Here is a 20,588-nt window from a genome sequence, read left to right as displayed (position 1 = left end):
GCTCGACCGAATGGCTAAATCGATGATTCAATATCGCTATCATTAGCAGGCACTAACAAGGCATCGATCCAGTTTGAGGTAGAAAATATCGTTTGAGCTAAAGCCGTTAAGCTCTCCGGCTCCACACCATCAATCCAAGATAAATAGTCTTCTACTGCGGTTAAACTCTCCCCGTAACGAGCTGCCGACTTAAGATAAGCAATCCGTTGTCGATCACTTAAATTATCAGCAACCAAGGCTTGTTTGGTTTGATGGATCACTCGCTGAAGCTCTTGCTTGGTCACGCCGTGCGTTTTTAGGCTTTCAATCTCTGCCAAAACTTGATCTTTTAACTCCTGACTTCGTTGAGGTTCATGGCTATAACTAATCATGCCAAAAGCTTGATTTCGATGACGATCAAATCGAATGGCAAAACGTACCGAATAAACCCCTCCCGCATCTTCGCGTAACGACTCTCGGAGACGATTACTGATGATACGACTTAATAAATAGGCTTGATCGGCTTGCTCAAGACGGTATTTCATCGGCTGATTGAACAATAAACTCGTGACAGCCATTGGCTCTTCACCAGCGGCAATCCTGATTTGATGACGCCCCTCCGCCAATGGTGGTAATGGAACTGGAAAGTAACGACGTGTTGAAGAGGGTAACGAACCGATATAACGCCTAGCCAGTTCAATGACTTGTTCTGGTTCTGCGTTACCAACTATCACCAGTTGATGACCTGCAGCACTGGCAAACAACTGCTGCCAAGCGGTTAAAAGATCATCGGTACTGATTTGGTGCAATTCATCCAGACTCAATGCTTGTAATTCAGGGTTATGTTGATAACGAATCGCATCAATCGCTGAATTAAATTGCCCGTGAGCACTGGTTAAACGGTTTTCGATACCTCGTTCAATCAATAATTTGCTCGATTGCCACAACGCTTCATCAACCTGTGGTTGTGTGATTTGCAGATGAATATTTTGTAGCCAATTCTCTAATGAGTTCACATCAGAAGAGCCGATAAATCCATGACTGTCTTGGTTAACAAATGTCATGATTTTATTTGCGTAAGGAGCATTAAGCATCTTCAACTGTTGACTGTTTAATCCGGCATAGCCGAACCGGCCCATTTGGCGCAGTTGCATGGCAGGACGACGTAATGCATTGGGTAGATGCGCCGTTCCTCCCCAACCTCGATATTCGATGAGCAACTGGTTCGCGGTTTCTTCGCTTGCTTCAAACCATACTTGGCTGCCATTGTCGAGTTCCCACACGTGAACGCCGCTCTCTTCTCGGTGTGAGATGATTTTCGCAGGCTTAGGCGGAGAAGCCATCAATTGCGACCGGACAGTCACGACTTCTGTTGCTGCTGGTGGATTCGCTTTGGCAACTGTCCAAGCTTGATTTAAGCGCTGTTCTGAAGGCAGTTTATCTAAACTATCCGGATGAATTTGAGCAATCACAATCGGCTGTTGAGTGTGTACCATTTGCGCTAAATGCTGATTAATTTCAGAGACAAGAATGCTGTTAGCCAATAACTCAACCTGCTCAGCGTATTGATGATTATCTACTAAAGGTGATTGCGTTCGAAGACGATTAAACACTGACATCATCACGCGTCGATTCGTCGTATCGCGTAACGAGTCTGCCATTTGTTGATAGCGGCTAATCAAACTATAACGCACCGTATCTAAATCACTTTGACTGATCCCATGTTCGGCAAAACGGCTTAATTGACCAAACATTTCTTGCACGCTGGACTGGTAGTCATCGGTAGTCAACAGGGCCATCAGACGGTTATTACGATATCCGGTGGCGAGTGGGCGAGCCATAGCCATCATTTTACTGATATGTTGGCTCTCGATTTGATACTGCTCACTCAGGCGTTTATTAAGCGCCTGCATCGTTAATTCATTCAGTAATTGTGCACGTAACTCACTTTCTGTCCGAGGTTCTTTGGCTTGTTGCCTAAAGTTGAGTGATAACACTTCCGTGGTAATTTCACTGTCGGTGATAGTCTCAAGTTTTAGTTGGTTATCTAATGGCACACGAAGATCAGGCCGTTTAGGTAGTGTTTGTGGGGCCAATTTAGCAAAGTGACGAGCCAGCATGGCCTCGACTTGAGCCTGTTCTGTCGCTCCCACGACAATTAAAGTCATGTTATTGGGATGATACCAATCCTGCCAAAATGCTTTAATTCGACTGGCATCGACATGTCGTACAAGATCCATATCGCCAATCGGTTCACGATCACCAAATCGGCTGTGGTTAAGTAAAATTTGTCGATTCGCTTTACCTAAACGTGACATCATGGATAGGCCACTGCGCCACTCTTCCACCACAACAGGGCGTTCTTTCTCCAGTTCATCAGGATCAAACACCAATGCACTCGCTTGTTGTGCCAACATGTGGAAACCTTCATTCATCATTGATTCGGTATTATCCGGAAGATGAAGAAAATAAGATGTGGTGTAATATTCGGTCATGGCATTAACATCTCGCCCAAAGACCATGCCTAGTTTTTCTTGATGTTCTATCAGCGTATTGGCGGGATAATGTTGTGTGCCATTAAATGCCATATGTTCAACTAAATGAGCGATGCCTTTTTGATCATCCTCTTCATCTAATGATCCGGCATGAACGACCAGCTGTAGCGACACTCTATTTTCTGGTCGTGCATTTTTAACCAGAATGTATTGCAAGCCATTTGGTAGCTGACCTCGAATAAGATCACTACGTTCTTTTAAAGGAGTATCGATTGGTTGAGGTGCTTGTTGACACCCCAAAAAAAATAAGCACGTTGTAATAACAATCAATAATTGTCGCATATTTATAACGGCGCGTTACCGCGCCGATTCCTTGTTCATAGCTAAGGGGAACACTAATTACGTAAGCTGATATTGAACCAGACTTGTCTTCCTTGGTTGTAGTATTCGTTGGGAACCACATTGCCAAGCTGTATCCCGGAGGAAGAAATTACTTTTTGTGTGTTGAGTAAGTTTGTCGCACTCAATCCCAACACAAGATGGTTATTTAACTGTGTTGGTGTCCAATTGACTGACATATCCCAGGTCATTAAGTCATCGAGCGATTGGCTAACTAACGAGTTAACCGTTTCTGATTGACCGTTGATCTCAACCGTTTTCATTCCCTCATAAGCCGTTGTTTTTTTGCCTTGTTGGTAGTTAATACGGTTATTCCATACAACGCCTAAATTTCTCCAATGCATCATTAAATCAAGACTACTTTTAATTGGTGATTGGTAACCACTCACATCCATCGTACTGTAACGAATTAGCTCACCATCCAAGAGTACCCATTCATCCTGAAAACCCCCGCCTAAATCATTACTTTGATCATAATTCGCTTTTACATCACCATAACCTCTTCTTCGATTATGGGCGATCTGCCAATGAGCATTAAACTCTCCCCCAATAAAGGCATAAGGACGAATGGTACTGATTTCTAAGCTGATGATTTGATCATCACTTTTTAGATTATTGTGTAACGTGGCCATCCCATCATTGGCATTTTTTGAATAGGTGATGCCATCTCGTTGCTTACGATAAACGTAAACAGTTTTCATCATAACGTTGCTGACATCTATCGCCCAAGAGGCACTTATTTCGTCCGCGTAAGGCACATCAGCATGGCGAAGAGACAAAGCATCCCCAGAGCTGGAAGAAAGACAAGTCAGATTGTCGCTCCCAACATGGTTGTAGTTACCATCTAGTGGCGTACAATTTTTGTGAGCCGATTGATATTTATTTTGTTCGGCTTTTAAAGCCCAGCCGAGCAGATTAGTACTGTAGTAACGATTTGCTCCAAGCGTAATTCGGTTCGTTTGTTCAAGATCAAAATCCCAGCGAGTTGTGATACGTGGTGAAAACACCGTACGATCAAAACCACCAATACGATCAACACGTCCGCCAAGCTTCATGCCCCAACGGTGCCACTGCATATTATTCTCGGCGAATAAGCCGTAGTGTGCTTCCGAAACATGGTAGTCAGCCGCAAAGTAGCGCGTCAGTTTGGTAATTTTAGGATTACCAGGTACCATTTCTTGATATTGATACACCATATGCTCATTAGGCCGTACGACTTGACCTTTTTGCTGGTTTAATTCAGCACCAAATGTAAAGAGGTGCTCTGTTTCGCCGAAATAGATAGGCGTCGCATAGAAGGTCGATTTTAATTGATAGCTGTCTTGCTCTTGGGTCAGATCACCATACCCCCCTTGGTTATAAGCAATAAGCTCACCATTTTCTCGCTTAAAAACCGATTTAAAGTAGTTGGCATCAGATGCACGCTCATCAACCAATCGATCATAGGCAAATGCGTTTTTCCATACCCCAAACTCTGACGCATGCTCTAACTTAAACGATCCCCCTATGCCTTGATGCTTATTGGTCGATTCACTATTTTCCTGCGCAGCTTTATCATTTAGTGCATCATTCATAAAATGATTACTTTGATGATACGCATAACGAAAATCAGTGGTTGCTTTCCAATTAGCCCGTTGCCAAATATGAGTGATGAATAAATTATTCATGCTTTGATCGACATCTTTACTATTCGCAAGTGGAATATCTGACTCTTGGCGGCTGATATTAAGCGCGAGTTGCTGGGTCTCACTAATCGCACCACTCATATGCAATGCATGCATGCGCTTTTGAAAGTTAGGCTGGTATTTCCCCGAGCCATCAATAGGCGTTCCATACGAATCTTGAAAGTTTTTGCCTACCTTTTGTGCTGCATTCCAGGCACTATCATTCATACGATAGCTATAATCGACGGTGAATTTCTCTTTTGGTTGACGCAGTTCAACATTAATGACACCGCCGGTAAATCCACCATGTTCGGCACTAATGTCATGGTCAAAAACTTCAACACTGTCAATTAACGTGGTATCAACAAAATAACCTGACGAGTGTCCTGAAGATAATTCAGTAGGAAGATCCGATTGATTAGCAAACGTCGTAATATTATTAACCCCAACGCCACCAATGGTATATTTTGTCTCGTGAGGTCTAGCTCCTGATAAGGATATTTCATCCGGCCTTAGTGTTCCCCCTTGCATCGACGTTTGAGCATCATTAATACCGATACGAGGCTGATGTTTTAATAATTCTGACAATGTCGGGTTTGTCTTCGGTAATTGCTCAAGCTCAATGTGCTCTAACGTTACCCCTGAACCCACTACAACCATCACTTCTTGAGCGGGAGGCGCTTCATCTTCAGCATATGCCGAAAATGAACTGCCATATAAAGATACAAAGATAGCCATCCCGATCGGAGATAGCCGATGATAAACATTCATAAATCCTACTGCTTTAATTCAAAATATAGAAAGATCAGTGAATTGGGGTACCCCCAGTCACACATCAAAGTTTATGATAATTATTATCATTAATATTAACTTTTAGTGATATTGGAAATCAAGCCCGTTATGGTAACTAGCGTGATTTGATTGAAGAAAAATTAATCAAAATCAATAAACCATATCATTAACAAGGTTATTAGCAGCAATTGGAGGCTAAAGACATCATTCAGATGGTTACTGACTAAGGGAATGATTGGGATGGATACTCTGGGTATGAGACATGAATGCAACAGTCAAAAACTGCCGTAAAAAAATGGCGGAACACTGAAGTTTACCGCCATTTTTGCAATCAATATAAATTAGTGCAATCAATATAAGCGGTTACTCAACCGTAACCGCTTTGGCTAGATTACGAGGTTGATCAACGTCAGTTCCTTTGATCAACGCAACATGATAAGAGAGTAACTGCATAGGTAAGGTATAGTAGATCGGAGCGGTAATTGCACTGACAGATGGCATGGTAATGATCTTCATTGTCTCATCAGCTTCAAAACCAGCATCTTGATCAGCAAAAACATATAACAGCCCACCACGCGCTCGTACTTCTTCAATATTAGACTTCAGTTTTTCTAACAGATCATTGCTGGGCGCGACCACCACAACGGGCATGTCCGCATCTATCAAAGCTAATGGCCCATGTTTTAACTCACCAGCAGCATAAGCTTCCGCATGAATATAAGAGATCTCTTTGAGCTTCAGTGAAGCTTCCAAGGCTATCGGATAAAATTCACCACGCCCTAAAAAGAGTGTGTGGTGCTTATCAGCAAAATCTTCTGCAATCACTTCTATTTGTTTTTCGCAGGCAAGCGCTTGTTCTATTTGTTTTGGTAAGGCATGTAAAGCCTGCACAATCTCTGATTCTTGTTCGCTATCAATCACCTTTTTTTGCTTGCCAAGTGCCGTGACCAGCATAAGTAAAGCAGACAGTTGCGTGGTAAAAGCTTTGGTTGAGGCGACGCCAATTTCGATGCCCGCCCGAGTCATAAAGGCAAAATCAGATTCTCGTACCAGTGAAGAGCCTGCAACATTACAAATGGTCATTGCGGCCATGTAACCTTTTTCTTTGGCGAGACGTAACGCTGCCAAAGTATCTGCCGTTTCACCAGACTGAGACAGGGTAATCAATAGACTCTTCGGACGCGTGACAAATTTACGGTAACGAAATTCAGAGGCAATCTCAACATCGCAACTAACTCCAGCAAGCGCCTCAAACCAATAGCGGGCCGTCATCCCTGCGTTGTAAGAGGTACCGCACGCCACAATTTGAACGTGTTCAACTTGACTTAAGATCTCTGCTGCATGTACTCCAATACTTTCGGTGATTACGGTATCGTGACTGATCCGCCCTTCCATTGTATTGAGTAAAGCGGTCGGCTGTTCGAAGATCTCTTTCTGCATAAAATGGCGATATTTGCCTTTATCTCCAGCGTCGTGCTCGGCATTAGATTCAATAATCTCGCGTACCACGGGTTCGCCATTAGCAGCAAAAACATTCACTTCTCGGCGGGTAACTTCAGCGACATCCCCCTCTTCAAGATACATAAAACGACGAGTCACGCTCAGCAGTGCCAATTGATCGGAGGCGAGGAAGTTTTCCCCAACACCAAAACCGATCACAATCGGGCTACCGGAACGAGCGACCGCGACTCGACTAGGATCGTTACGATCCAACACCACGGTGCCGTAAGCGCCTTCTAATTGTTTAACCGCTTTCTGTAATGCCTCAATTAACGTATTCGATGTGCGACGCTCCCAATCAACTAAATGGGCGATCACTTCTGTATCCGTTTGTGATTCAAAAACATATCCTCGCTCACGTAAGCAATCGCGTAGCACTTGGTGATTCTCAATAATGCCATTATGAACGACCGCAATATCACCAGACATGTGAGGATGAGCATTAATCTCAGATGGCTCTCCATGGGTTGCCCAGCGAGTATGGGCGATTCCCGTTCCGCCAGAAACATGCGCCGCTTCTACAGCATCGGCTAACTCTTGTACTTTACCTAGGCGACGAATTCGAGTCAGTTGATTGTGTTCATCAACTACAACGACTCCTGCTGAGTCGTAACCTCGATACTCCAACCGACGTAAACCTTCGACTAGAATCTCTGCTACATCTCGCTGCGCTACCGCACCCACAATTCCACACATAAAAACTCCATAATTGTTATTAATTTTTGATCGCTAGCCCGAGGCTGCAAGCAAAGGCCATTTAGCGGGCTAACGTCAAGGTAATAAGGCTTGATTTAAGCTCGAATCACTCGAACTTGATGAGATTCAATCTTTTTGGTGTATTCATCACTGAGATCACGATCAGTGACCAATACATCAATACGTTGCCAAGCCAGTTCCAAATTTGGGATTTTCCTTGCCACTTTATCGGACTCAACCATCACGATCACTTCTCGGGAAACATCCGCCATCACTTGGCTTAAGCCGGTTAATTCATTAAAGGTCGTGGTGCCACGCTCAAGATCAATGCCATCCGCACCGATAAAAAGTTGATCAAAATCGTAAGAGCGCAGGACAGATTCAGCCACTTTGCCTTGAAAAGATTCAGAATGGGTATCCCAGGTTCCACCGGTCATAAGTAACGTCGGTTCACTTTCCAAGTCGTTGAGCGCGTTGGCGACATGCAATGAGTTAGTCATCACCACCAGACCTCGTTTGTCATTTAATTGCTGAATAAGCGCCGCCGTTGTGCTGCCGCTATCAATGACTATCCGATGATGATCTTTAATTAATTTTGCTGCCGCTTTCGCTAACGAAACCTTTCGAACCGAAACTTTTTCATTAAGTTCATCTGCCATCACCTCTTTAGGAAGAGCAATAGCACCACCATAGCGACGTAGGAGTAAACCATTCATCTCTAAAGACGCAAGATCCTTTCTAATGGTGACTTCTGATGTTTTAAATTGAGTAGACAATGCTTCGACACTCACCTCTCCTTGCTCGCTAACTAAGCAGGCAATGGCGTGTCGTCTTACTTGAGTGTTTCGTTTAGACATGTTTTTAGATAAATAAAATTTCGATTCGAAACCAATTATAATCACTTCGAAACATAAGCGTCTATTTATTTCGATCTAAAAAATTAATATTTAGCGCTAAAACCTTGTTCTAAGACAAATCTTAAATCGTGATATTCGCTTCATTAGATGATAGAATTCACACCCGAAAAGAAAATAAATTACAGAAATTAGTAAAACATTGTGTCAACAATCGCGACTTTAAGGCGATAAGTTGGCACTTTTTGAAATTTAACATCAGACAAATAGTCATAAAATGACTAAATCTGCTGAAAGACTTTCAGCTTTAAGATGACATATTCGTGAATAAAACTTGGCAATTGAGACGAAAAACTTGCCCTCCGAGATCATTTTAAAGCTCAGCATTACACTAAATTAAACTTTAAATTCATCCTAATTTATTTACCGGAGATACCTTTCCATGAAAAAGACCAAAATCGTTTGTACGATTGGCCCTAAAACTGAATCTGTAGAGAAGTTAACTGAACTGGTTAACGCAGGTATGAACGTTATGCGTTTAAACTTCTCTCATGGCGACTACGTTGAACACGGCACTCGTATCGCAAACTTCCGTAAAGTCATGGAAGCCACCGGTCAGCAACTCGCGATTCTGTTAGATACTAAAGGCCCTGAAATCCGTACCATCAAACTTGAAAATGGTGAAGATGTTGATCTGGTGGCAGGTCAAGAGTTCACTTTTACAACCGACACATCGGTTGTGGGTAACAAAGATATTGTTGCGGTCACTTATCCAGGCTTTGCTCAAGACTTGACAGCCGGTAACACAATTTTAGTGGATGACGGTTTGATTGAAATGGAAGTCATCTCAACCACCGCAACTGAAGTAAAATGTAAAGTACTCAACAACGGTGCATTAGGTGAAAATAAAGGTGTCAACCTACCAGGAGTATCCGTTAACCTTCCAGCACTGTCAGAAAAAGACAAAAATGATCTGAAATTTGGTTGTGAACAAGGTGTTGATTTCGTTGCTGCATCTTTCATTCGTAAAGCGTCTGATGTGAAAGAAATCCGTGAAGTACTCACAGCTAACGGTGGCGAAAACATCCAAATCATCTCTAAAATCGAAAACCAAGAAGGTGTCGATAACTTTGATGAAATTCTTGAGCTGTCTGACGGCATCATGGTTGCTCGTGGTGATCTAGGTGTTGAGATCCCAGCAGAAGAAGTTATTTTTGCTCAGAAAATGATGATCGAAAAATGTAACCGCGCACGTAAAGTAGTGATTACAGCCACTCAAATGCTAGATTCAATGATCAAAAATCCTCGTCCAACTCGTGCAGAAGCGGGTGACGTTGCGAATGCGATCATGGATGGTACTGATGCTGTTATGCTATCGGGTGAAACAGCTAAAGGTAAATACCCCGTTGAAGCGGTGACGATTATGGCACAGATCGCTGCTCGTACCGATGCCGCTCTTAAGGCTGAACTCGGTTCACGCTTAGACAGCCCTCGCCTACGTATTACTGAAGCCGTTTGTAAAGGCGCGGTAGATACGGCTGAAAAACTAGCAGCACCATTAATTGTCGTTGCAACAGAAGCGGGTAAATCAGCTCGTTCAGTACGTAAGTACTTCCCAACGGCAAACATCATTGCGGTAACAACCAACAAAAAAACGGCTGCTCAGCTCGTGCTTAGCAAAGGTATCGTTCCTGTTGTAGTTGATTCGATTGAAAGTACTGATGATTTCTACCACTTAGGTAAAGAAATTGCGTTAACATCAGGCTTAGGTAAGAAAGGTGACATCGCTGTCATGGTTTCTGGTGCATTGGTTGCTTCAGGTACCACAAATACCGCTTCGGTACATGTGCTGTAATTTGTAATTTATTGAGTGTCAAAAGTGATCAAATCGGGGCTAACGCCCCGATTTTTTTATTATTTAACTTTGATCACCAGCCAACAAACGCTTGATACAACGTCCTTGCGACTCGAAGCGACCACTCGCCCGCTGTTGGCCACTAACTATTCAGCAGTAATAGCGCATTTTATCCTAATCAGCAAAATACAAACTAAGCAATATCGTCGTTGCTACGACAAATCGCAACTTGATTACGTCCCGATGTTTTTGCTTCATACAGCGCAATATCAGCGCATTTATACGAACGGGTAATATCCTTGCTCAAGTCAGTGACTCCGGCACTGATCGAAACAGAAAGACTCTCTTGCGATGCGATTGATTTTCTCAACTCTTCAATAATTAAATAGCCATCTTCGAGCTGAGTATGGGGCATGATTACGGCAAATTCTTCTCCGCCGATTCGAGCAATAAAATCGCTAGTTCTTAATTGGATCAGCATTTGATGCGCAATCCCTTTAATTACTCGATCGCCTTGATCATGACCTTGCTCGTCATTAATTCGTTTAAAAAAATCAATATCAAGTAGAGCTAAGCAGGTATGATGTCCATCATCACGTCCAATCAACTGGCTTTGAATACGTAACTCTTGTTCAAATTTACGACGGTTCCATATATGCGTTAAACCATCTTTCTCACTCAGTTCCCGTAGTTTGTTCTCTAAAGCTTTTCGCTCACTGATATCAATAATAGAAGTAATGTAGTAGCTGACTTTTCCGCCCTCTAAAATGGCCTGAATGCGGATAATCGTTGTCAACATCTGCCCTTGGGGAGACGTGAATTCAACTTCTCCTTCCCATAAATAGTCGCTAGTAACCGCCTCCAACACTTCCATCACAAACTGAAGACCATGATGAGACAGAAGAACCTTAAGTGCATTACGCCCTAAAGCCCAACTTCTTGATAGACCTGTAATTTTTTCAAATTCATCATTCACCGCCATAACTTGATGTGATCGATCTGAAATCATCACCGCAGATGTACCACTGAGCGCGGCTCTCGCTAACTTACTTTCCATATTTCTTCGATGGTAATGTAATAACATCGAAATGGTCGGTAAAACAAAGATAAGCACCAATAAAAAAACAAAGATGCCTTCTTTAACTAAATCATTCAAATCACGGGCAGCGCGTTGAGATAGCTGATTGGGCGTTAAATCGATCACTAAATAAAATTTACGCTGATCTGAAAGAGCAACTTGATGAAACACAATAAGATGTCCATTCTCTACTCGATAACCGCTGTTTTCTGTGCGCATAGCGTGCCAAGTGTCAGGAAACTGACTGACCAATTGGTCAAAAATAACGCCCGGTTTCATTAAACTATGATGCGCTAACTTTTGAGTAAGATAGAGCCCTTGCTCGGTAACTATTTGAGGGTGTAAATCTTCTTCAAGTGAATAATTGAGCCGATAAGATAATCGCCAAAGATCAACATCAACAACGACGTAGCCATAACGCTGGTTCTGTATAATGATCGGTGTAATTAGTTGTAATGAAGGAATATTACTGTTATCGCCACTGACTACCCAAATACCGACTTGCTCTTTACTTAATTGATTTGCGTAGAGCAGTAGATCCGGTTGTGGATAAATAAATGGTTCAGCTACTGGCGTGGCTCGTTGAGTCACCGATGAATAATCGACTTTTAAACTCACGCCCCCACTGTTATTAAGAAAAAAAATCGAGTTATACCATTTTTGGTTTTCAGCCACTGAGATAAAAATGGCTTCCAGACTCGACTGATTCAATTTACTTTCAGAAAGGGCATAGTGATGAGTTGCTTGTCCGTGACTCAATAAATTTATAACAGAGAAAAGCTGATCTTCAATATTGTTATATTCACGTACATTATAATTTAACTGAATGAGCGCTTGCTGAGCAGTATTCAACAAGCTTTTTTCGGTAACCTGCTGATAACGCTGCGAATAGTAGGCAATAATAGAAGAGGTAATGAGAATCGTGGTAATGAGAAGAAAAATAACAATTCTAGAAAGTCTCATAACCCTATTCAAACATGATGAATTCAATCAAGTTGGTTATTATAGCAGCATTTATTGACCATTGAATATAAAACTACCAGCCTGAATAGACGAAATGAAGTTACAAATACCCAAACAGCTTGAAATTGCAGGTCATCAGCAAGTAAATAAACCCGATACCGCTGGATAAACCTTGTGCTTAGGCTGCCCCATCAAAACGAGCAGCACTGCAATTTCAAATGGGAAGGAGGTAACGGCTATTGCTGCCAAGACCGAATGGATTAAAACCAGATAATGACCAAGGTTACGGTATTAATTTATAGATCACATCCACTCGATCTCGTATTACCAACGTAGAATCTTGATACGTATCATTCACTAATGCTTGCTCACTCATATTTGCGCTACGCATTAACACGGGTTGTGCCGAGATTGCATGGTATTCAATCCGCCATACACTACCAAGCTTAGCGTTAAACCCCGAGGCTAAAGACTGCGCTTTTATTTTTGCGTCCGTGATGGCGGCCATTCTTGCTTGTGCTTGGTATTTTTCTTGTTCACTGACTTTCAACTGCACGTTATCAATTTGATTAATACCTTGCGCCAAGGCTAAATCTAAATATTGATTAAGCTGGCTCACCTTGGTCACTTCTACCGTAATACTGCGTTGAGCGCGGTAGCCAAGTAGCTCAGGCTGACCCGATTTAGGGTAATGGTATTGCGGTGTTAAATAGAGGTTAGAGCTAGAAATAGCTTCGGCCTCAACTCCTGATTGCTTCAATTGTGAAGTAAATTCAGCCACAACGTTATCAACTCTCGCTTTGGCTTGTTCAGCATTCATATTCGTTTCAACGACTTTGACGGAGAATTGAGCACGATCGGGGACAGCTGTCACCTCCCCATAGCCAGTAGTTACAATGTGGGGAAAATTAAACTGTTGAGCCTGAGCACTTACAGCAATCAAGCTACACAAAGCAATCACAAACTGAGGAAACCATTTCATATAACTCACCTTATCTGGATAAATAATGTTCTGCCCGCCGAGTCTTACTCTCTGTCACTCTGGCTAGGCAGAGTGTCATCTTGCCTGATCATAACGAACTGGATGTGAATTTTCTGTGAGTTATTGGTAAGTTGCCCTAACTCGATTTTCACTTTCCCGACGCTTAATCCTTGCTCTTGGAACAACAGTGCTCCCTGTTCTAGTTCTAGTTCTAGCTCCAACGTCACACAAGACATTGATGTATGCGGGGTATATAAACCTAAAAAATAACGAAGGCTAGCCTTCGTTATTTTTTCTGTCATGCTGACTAAGATCAGTTCAATTTGTTTAAATGTACATCCATTTGTGGGAATGGAATGTCGATACCATTTTCGTCTAAAGCTTCTTTGATTTTATGCAATAGCTCCCAATAAACTGGCCAATAATCGGTACTTTTTACCCAGGGACGAACAATAAAATTAATTGAAGAGTCGGCGAGTTGATGTACTTCAACCGTTACTTTTGGCTCTTTTAAAACACGGGGATCTCGCTCAACGACTTCACGCAATACTTGTTTCGTTTTATTTAAATCAGATGAATAAGACACGCCAATCAGTAAATCGACACGACGGGTATCATGACGAGAGTAGTTTACAATAGCACCGCCAATCACCGCTGAATTCGGCACAACGATCATTTTATTATCCGGTGTTTTTAAGATGGTTTGAAAGATCTGGATAGAATCCACAGAACCAGCGGTTCCCGCCATCTCGACATAATCACCCGATTTAAATGGGCGGAAAGCCACAATTAAAACACCAGCGGCAAAATTAGATAACGATCCTTGTAGAGCTAAGCCAACCGCTAAACCTGCCGCACCAATAATCGCAACCACAGAAGCTGTTTGTACCCCAAGACGACCCAGTGCGGCGATCAGCACCACAATAAATAAGGTGTAACGGACTAAAGCATGAATAAAGTCGACCACGGCTTTATCCATCTGTTTACTTTTCAGTAGCTTACTAACACTTCCGGCAATCATTTTAACGACAATATTACCAATAAATAGAATAAGAATCGCCGAAATGATATTGACGCCATACTGAATCAATAGATCAGAATGACTTTGCAACCAAGTATTCACCTGATTAAAACTTTCAACGACTGGTACGTCTATACTTAGAGATTCACTAGCCATATTAAACTTCCCTTCTCATCATTAAAATATTCATATGATTAAGACATTAGCACGGTTAACGATACAATAAACTAAATACTCGCCTCGATCATGCTGATCTTACCAAAATGATTCTTTGAAAAAACGGCTCAACTTCTTAGCGTATGTAATCATTGATATGCTCTTCCTACTTGAAGCTGCAAGTGTTGGCTACGTTCGTTCATCCCAATCACATCGTTTGGGTATAAATCCACCAGATAATACGTTATTTTTTAAGCAAAAAGCGATGCTTTCTCCACCCCTCATAAAAAAAGCCCACTCAATACTGAGCGGGCTTAATCAATAAATAACGACGTTAATTATAATACGTCGATTGCATTAAGATCTGCGAATGCTTTTTCTAAACGTGCCACCATTGATGCTTGACCTGCACGTAGCCATACGCGTGGATCATAGTATTTTTTGTTTGGTGCCGCTTCGCCAGTTGGGTTACCAATTTGGCCTTGTAGATAATCATGATTTTCAGCTTCGTATTTACGAACGCCATCCCATGTTGCCCATTGAGTATCAGTATCAATGTTCATTTTGATAACACCGTAGCTGATTGACTCTTTGATTTCTGCTTCAGAAGAACCTGAACCACCGTGGAATACGAAGTTTAGAGAATTCGCTGGAAGCCCAAATTTCTCAGAAACATACGCTTGTGAATCACGTAGAATTGTTGGAGTTAGTACCACGTTACCTGCTTGGTAAACACCGTGTACGTTACCGAACGATGCAGCGATAGTGAAACGATGGCTAATTGAGATAAGTTTCTCATAAGCATAAGCAACGTCTTCTGGAGAAGTGTATAGCTCAGAAGAATCCATATCTGAATTATCAACACCATCTTCTTCGCCACCGGTACAACCGAGTTCAAATTCTAGAGTCATACCCATTTTTGCCATACGTTCTAGGTATTTAGCACAAATTTCGATATTTTCTTCTAGTGACTCTTCAGAAAGGTCGATCATATGAGAAGAGAAAAGAGGCTTACCTGTTTCAGCGAAGTATTTTTCGCCAGCGTCAAGCAATCCATCGATCCAAGGAAGTAATTTCTTCGCTGCGTGGTCAGTATGCAGAATAACTGGCACGCCGTAAGTTTCAGCAACCGCGTGTACGTATTTTGCACCGGCAACCGCACCAAGAATTTGTGCACCTTGGCCTTCAAGTTTAATGCCTTTACCTGCAAAGAAAGCTGCGCCACCGTTCGAGAACTGAACAACAACTGGCGATTTTACTTTCGCTGCCGCTTCAAGAACTGCGTTGATAGAGTCAGTGTTTACTACGTTAACTGCTGGAAGAGCAAAATTATTTTCTTTTGCTACAGCAAATACTTTCTGAACGTCGTCGCCAGAAATTACACCAGGTTTTACGAAATCGAAGATCTTAGACATGGATTTGATCCTATTTTCTGTCGTTTTAAAAATAAAAACGGTAAGTTTAAATTCTTGCAAACGTTTGCTCACAACTGGAGGTATTCTAACAGATAAAAACCGGCAGTGCAGCAAACAACAAAGCGGGAGATGGCTCCCGCTTATTATTCGATGATTATGCTTTAGCGCGTGTTTCAAGCATTTCTACGGCTGGTAATACTTTACCTTCTACAAACTCAAGGAACGCACCACCACCAGTCGAGATGTACGATACATCCGCTTTAATACCGAACTTATCGATGGCCGCCAACGTATCACCACCACCTGCAACCGAGAAGCCTTCAGAAGCTGCAATCGCTTCAGAAATACCGCGAGTACCAGCTTCGAAGTTTTTGAATTCAAATACCCCAACAGGGCCATTCCATAGAATGGTTTTTGCGCCTTTTAGAATTTCAGCAAGAGCAGCGGTTGATTCAGGGCCAAGGTCGAAGATCATGTCGTCGTCTTGAACTTCAGAAACGTGTTTAATTTCTGCTTCTGCATTTTCATCAAATGCTTTGGCGCAAGCCACGTCAGTAGCGACAGGAATCGCACACTCTTCCATCAGTTTCTTCGCTGTATCAACAAGATCAGCTTCGTACAGAGACTTACCGACATTATGGCCTGCAGCGGCAATAAAGGTATTGGCGATACCACCACCAACAACCAATTGGTCAGCAATTTTCGACAATGATTCAAGCACGGTAAGCTTCGTTGAAACTTTAGAACCACCAACGATAGCAACCATTGGGCGAGCTGGTTTGTCCATCGCTTTGCCTAATGCTTCAAGTTCGTTAGCCAATAGAGGGCCAGCACAAGCGATTGGAGCAAACATACCGACGCCGTGAGTTGAAGCTTGTGCACGGTGAGCAGTACCAAATGCATCCATGACAAATACGTCACACAATGCAGCGTATTTTTTAGATAATTCTTCTTCGTTTTTCTTCTCGCCTTTGTTGAAGCGAACGTTTTCTAGGACAACCAATTCGCCAGCATTTAGCTCGATACCATCAAGGTAATCTTTCGCTAATTTGACTTCGCAATCAAGAGCATCATTTAGGTAATTCACAACAGGTTGTAGCGAGAACTCTTCTGCGTATTCACCTTCTGTAGGGCGGCCAAGGTGAGAGGTCACCATTACTTTTGCACCCACGGCTAAACAGTGTTTGATGGTTGGTAGTGATGCTAGGATACGAGCATCAGAAGTTACTTTACCCTCTTTTACTGGCACGTTTAGATCAGCACGGATAAAGACACGTTTACCTGCTAAGTCCAGGTCAGTCATCTTGATTACAGACATGGTTTGTCCTCTCAAATATTTAAAGAAATTGAAGTTTTTCATCAACTCGGCGATCCTGCCGAGCCTGTAAATTCTCAAGCTACTTACTGATATGGGGAAGAGATCTATTTATTTCAATGCAAAAAATAAAAATATCCCTAAGCATTTAAGCCTTATTGTGCGGCCTGCATTGCCAGTGCCGTATCCAACATACGGTTAGCAAACCCCCATTCGTTATCGCACCAGACAAGCATTTTTACTAGTTGCCCATTGCTTACTCGCGTTTGGCTCCCATCCACAATCGCACTGTGAGGATCGTGGTTGAAATCGATGGAAACTAACGGTGTTTCAGTATAGTCAACAATGCCGTCTAATGTACACCGAGATGCGTGAATAATGGTTTGATTTACGTCATTAACTTTCACATTTGTATTCAATGTGACACTTAAATCCATTGCAGTCACATTGACTGTGGGTACCCTGACCGAAATCGCCTCAAATTTGTTAGAAAATTTCGGAAATATTCTTTCAATCCCTTTATGCAACTTGGTATCCACAGGAATAATGGACTGGCTAGCCGCCCGAGTGCGGCGGAGATCGCCATGATAAGCATCAATGACTTGTTGATCGTTCATTGAAGAGTGAATGGTCGTTATCGTTCCTGAATCAATCCCAAAGGCATCATCCAGCACTTTAATAATCGGTACAATGCAGTTCGTGGTACAAGACCCATTCGATACAATGCGATGTCCTGCAGTCAGGGTTTCGTGATTGACACCATAAATGATGGTATTGTCTAAATCAGCGGCTCCGGGATGAGAAAAAAGGACTTTTTTTGCTCCGGCCTCAATATGTAGTAAACCGTCAGCTTGCGAACCAAACATACCGGTACAATCAAGTACAATATCCACATTAAGATCTCGCCAAGGCAGTAGTGGAATGTCTTGTAGGTGCAAAATTCGAATTCGATCCACTTCACTATGTTCATGGTGGATATAGATATGTTCTTGATCGTGAGAAACTTTTTTAGCAAAACGGCCATGGGTACTATCATATTGCAGTAGATGAGCCATCGCTTCGGGTTTTGCCAACTCATTAACGGCCACAACCCTGATCTGTTGATATTTACCACTTTCATAGATTGCCCGTAAAACATTTCGGCCAATCCGCCCAAACCCGTTAATGGCTACTTTTAACATGAGAGAAGATCCTAACTATTCGTCATCCCAATGTTAACGATTAATACCGGAGGATTCATCTTCTATTTTCAGCTTTCTTTCTAGCTATGATTCACTCGATAAAAGCAAGCCCCCTTGCAAGGAGGCTTGTCAATATTTAGATTTAGAGGCTTAAAATGCCACATCCAGCCCTAGCCAATAGCGGCGACCATCTTCCACATAGCCATACTCGTCATAGCCGACATCTTTATCAAACAGATTATACACAGCCGCTTTCACGGTCGCTGTTGGGGTAAGTGAATAACTAACGCCCATGTCGACAAAGGTATAATCAGGGGCAATCAAATCATCATTTGAAGCGCCACCTTCCGGTTTCATCTCTTTACCACGATAGGTAACTTTAGCCCAACTATTGAGTAACTCGGTAGCTTGCCAGGAGAGATCGGCACTAGCTAAATGTTTTGGCAACTGTAACAGGGGGTTACCTTTAAATGCGCCAGATTTTTGCTCTGAATGGGTATACGTATAACTCACCTTAAAGTCGATATTTTGTGTGACTGGTAACTCGAGTGTCGCCTCGGAGCCGTAAGTTTCCGCTTTATCCACATTCACTCGGTAAGTAGGCACATTTCCCCACTGGTTTGGACCATCGGTACAAATGTCTGCTGGGCAGGCAACACGAGTAATTTTATCTTTAAAATCATTATGGAATACGGTTAACGAAGTATTTAAGCCCGACGGAGCAAAATACAGCAAGCTCAGCTCTTTATTAACTGATTTCTCTGGTTCTAGATCTGGGTTACCGTAGATATTACCGCCACGACTCACCTGCCCCCAGTTTGCGGTAATTTCTCGTAACTGTGGTGCTCTAAAGCCTGTCGAAACCCCACCTTTAATGGTCCAATTCGGATCAAGGTTCCATACCCCATAAGCTCGAGGACTAAAGTGCGAGCCATATTGTTGGTCATAGTCAAATCGACCACCAAACGTTAAAGAAACATTGTCTAGTAACGCCCATTCGTCTTCGACAAATGCGGCCCATTGAGAGTTAGAAATACTTGTCCGATCAGATATCGTATTCGAAGTGAAGTCTTCCAATTTTCCATGGCTGCCTTCAAAACCCAACGTTGTCGTGTGGTTCTCCATCGGCATGACTAAACTGGTTTTAAATACCGTATTTTCAATCGTCATTTTACGGCTATTATTTTTATTTTCCTCATACTGAAGATAACTATCTGACTGGCCAAGGTTGCTCCAATCAGCTTGGTGACCTAATGCAAAGTGAGTACGACGATATTCATTTTCATTATCACTACAGACGCCTCGACATCCAGTTGCCTGAGCCGATTTACCCACATGGTTCGTCCGATCTTGAGCGGAAACGCCCGCCTCAAATTGAAGGCGGTGACGTTCATTCCATTGATAGGTTAATTTTGAGGTCAAATTACGTAGCGACTTATCACCATAGCCGTACTCAATGTCATCTTCATCACGCTGAGTGGTTTGGCCGTAGAGCTGCAATGACAGCGCATCACTTAAAGGGCCCGTTACAAAAAAATTGGCACTCTGCTCGTCTCCGGATTGACGATTTTCTTGAATGACACTGCTAAGCTGGACATTACCTGACCAGTTTTTCTGATCTTTTCGAGTAATGATGTTGATAACGCCGCCGATAGCATCTGATCCATATAAGGTAGACATCGGGCCACGAATGACTTCGATACGCTCTATCGATTGCAACGGTGGCAACCACCCTTGCTCAATTCCTGGGCCATCACTATTTGGCCGAGTTTGGCGCGAAGACTGACGACGACCATCAACAAGGATTAATGTATAGCTAGAGCCCATACCACGAATACTGATGTCGGTTTTATCTCCACCTCCTGTAACTACGACACCGGGGACACTACGTAACGCATCGGTCACATCACGATAATAACGAGACTCCAGTTCATCACGGGAGATCACACTAATACTTGCGGGGGCGTTTTGGACACTCTGTTCAAATCCTGCGGCTGTCACGACAAGAGTTTCATCCGCTTGAACAACCGGTTGAGCATTGACATGAGCACAGGCCAATATCCCTAGAGAAACGGCAATAGAAACTTGAGTCAGGTTAGGTCTAGACATTTACCACTCCATAAATGATAATTATTATTAATTGGAAAAAGGAATTATTCACATTTTCGCTTAATATAAAAGAGGCAGATATGGAATAGTTCAGACCACTTTTGGAACAACCAGTGAATTTTCACTAACAAAGG

General features: G+C 42.6%; 13 protein-coding genes. 1 reads left to right on the top strand and 12 read right to left on the bottom strand.

The window, feature by feature from the left end:
• Positions 1–14 precede the first annotated feature (14 nt).
• From B7C60_RS11330 to B7C60_RS11315, 4 genes are all read right to left on the bottom strand, one after another.
• Positions 15–2,816, bottom strand: a complete 2,802-nt coding sequence (locus B7C60_RS11330; RefSeq protein WP_099611750.1) for a M16 family metallopeptidase — start codon at positions 2,814–2,816, stop codon at positions 15–17.
• Between the two features lie 53 nt (positions 2,817–2,869).
• On the bottom strand, positions 2,870–5,308 hold the full coding sequence (locus B7C60_RS11325; protein ID WP_099611749.1) for a TonB-dependent receptor: 2,439 nt from the start codon (positions 5,306–5,308) through the stop codon (positions 2,870–2,872).
• 384 nt (positions 5,309–5,692) lie between these two features.
• Entirely contained in the window at positions 5,693–7,525 is a 1,833-nt protein-coding gene (glmS, locus tag B7C60_RS11320) for a glutamine--fructose-6-phosphate transaminase (isomerizing) (protein ID WP_099611748.1), read from the bottom strand.
• 95 nt (positions 7,526–7,620) lie between these two features.
• A complete protein-coding gene (locus B7C60_RS11315; protein WP_099611747.1) occupies positions 7,621–8,382 on the bottom strand; it encodes a DeoR/GlpR family DNA-binding transcription regulator in 762 nt (253 codons plus the stop codon).
• Positions 8,383–8,821: 439 nt separating this feature from the next.
• Here B7C60_RS11315 and pykF point away from each other — a divergent pair, with 439 nt between their 5' ends.
• Positions 8,822–10,234 (top strand): pyruvate kinase PykF, encoded by a 1,413-nt coding sequence (pykF, locus tag B7C60_RS11310; protein ID WP_099611746.1) that lies wholly within the window; start codon positions 8,822–8,824, stop codon positions 10,232–10,234.
• Positions 10,235–10,427: 193 nt separating this feature from the next.
• On the opposite strand, the gene B7C60_RS11305 is transcribed toward pykF, so the two are convergent.
• The 8 genes from B7C60_RS11305 to B7C60_RS11270 form a co-directional block, all read right to left on the bottom strand.
• Complete coding sequence (locus B7C60_RS11305) at positions 10,428–12,275, bottom strand: sensor domain-containing diguanylate cyclase (protein ID WP_170887188.1); 1,848 nt, start codon at positions 12,273–12,275, stop codon at positions 10,428–10,430.
• A 283-nt stretch (positions 12,276–12,558) separates the two neighbouring features.
• Positions 12,559–13,257, bottom strand: a complete 699-nt coding sequence (locus B7C60_RS11300) for an oxidative stress defense protein (RefSeq protein ID WP_099611745.1) — start codon at positions 13,255–13,257, stop codon at positions 12,559–12,561.
• Between the two features lie 44 nt (positions 13,258–13,301).
• On the bottom strand, positions 13,302–13,559 hold the full coding sequence (locus tag B7C60_RS11295) for a hypothetical protein (protein ID WP_099611744.1): 258 nt from the start codon (positions 13,557–13,559) through the stop codon (positions 13,302–13,304).
• 11 nt (positions 13,560–13,570) lie between these two features.
• The gene (mscS, locus tag B7C60_RS11290) at positions 13,571–14,434 is read right to left on the bottom strand and encodes a small-conductance mechanosensitive channel MscS (RefSeq protein ID WP_099611743.1); all 864 of its coding nucleotides are present in this window, start codon (positions 14,432–14,434) and stop codon (positions 13,571–13,573) included.
• 338 nt (positions 14,435–14,772) lie between these two features.
• Positions 14,773–15,849, bottom strand: a complete 1,077-nt coding sequence (fbaA, locus tag B7C60_RS11285) for a class II fructose-bisphosphate aldolase (RefSeq protein ID WP_099611742.1) — start codon at positions 15,847–15,849, stop codon at positions 14,773–14,775.
• Between the two features lie 154 nt (positions 15,850–16,003).
• The gene (locus B7C60_RS11280; RefSeq protein WP_099611741.1) at positions 16,004–17,167 is read right to left on the bottom strand and encodes a phosphoglycerate kinase; all 1,164 of its coding nucleotides are present in this window, start codon (positions 17,165–17,167) and stop codon (positions 16,004–16,006) included.
• A gap of 152 nt (positions 17,168–17,319) precedes the next feature.
• Positions 17,320–18,345: an erythrose-4-phosphate dehydrogenase gene (gene epd / locus B7C60_RS11275; RefSeq protein ID WP_099611740.1), complete on the bottom strand. Its 1,026-nt coding sequence runs from the start codon at positions 18,343–18,345 to the stop codon at positions 17,320–17,322.
• 150 nt (positions 18,346–18,495) lie between these two features.
• Positions 18,496–20,454: a ligand-gated channel protein gene (locus B7C60_RS11270; protein WP_099611739.1), complete on the bottom strand. Its 1,959-nt coding sequence runs from the start codon at positions 20,452–20,454 to the stop codon at positions 18,496–18,498.
• Positions 20,455–20,588: the final 134 nt, after the last annotated feature.

The organism is Vibrio fujianensis (genome assembly GCF_002749895.1).
Classification (GTDB): Bacteria; Pseudomonadota; Gammaproteobacteria; order Enterobacterales; family Vibrionaceae; genus Vibrio; species Vibrio fujianensis.
The sequence above is the reverse complement of the archived record's forward strand: the minus strand, read 5'-3'. Positions and strand labels throughout refer to the sequence as shown.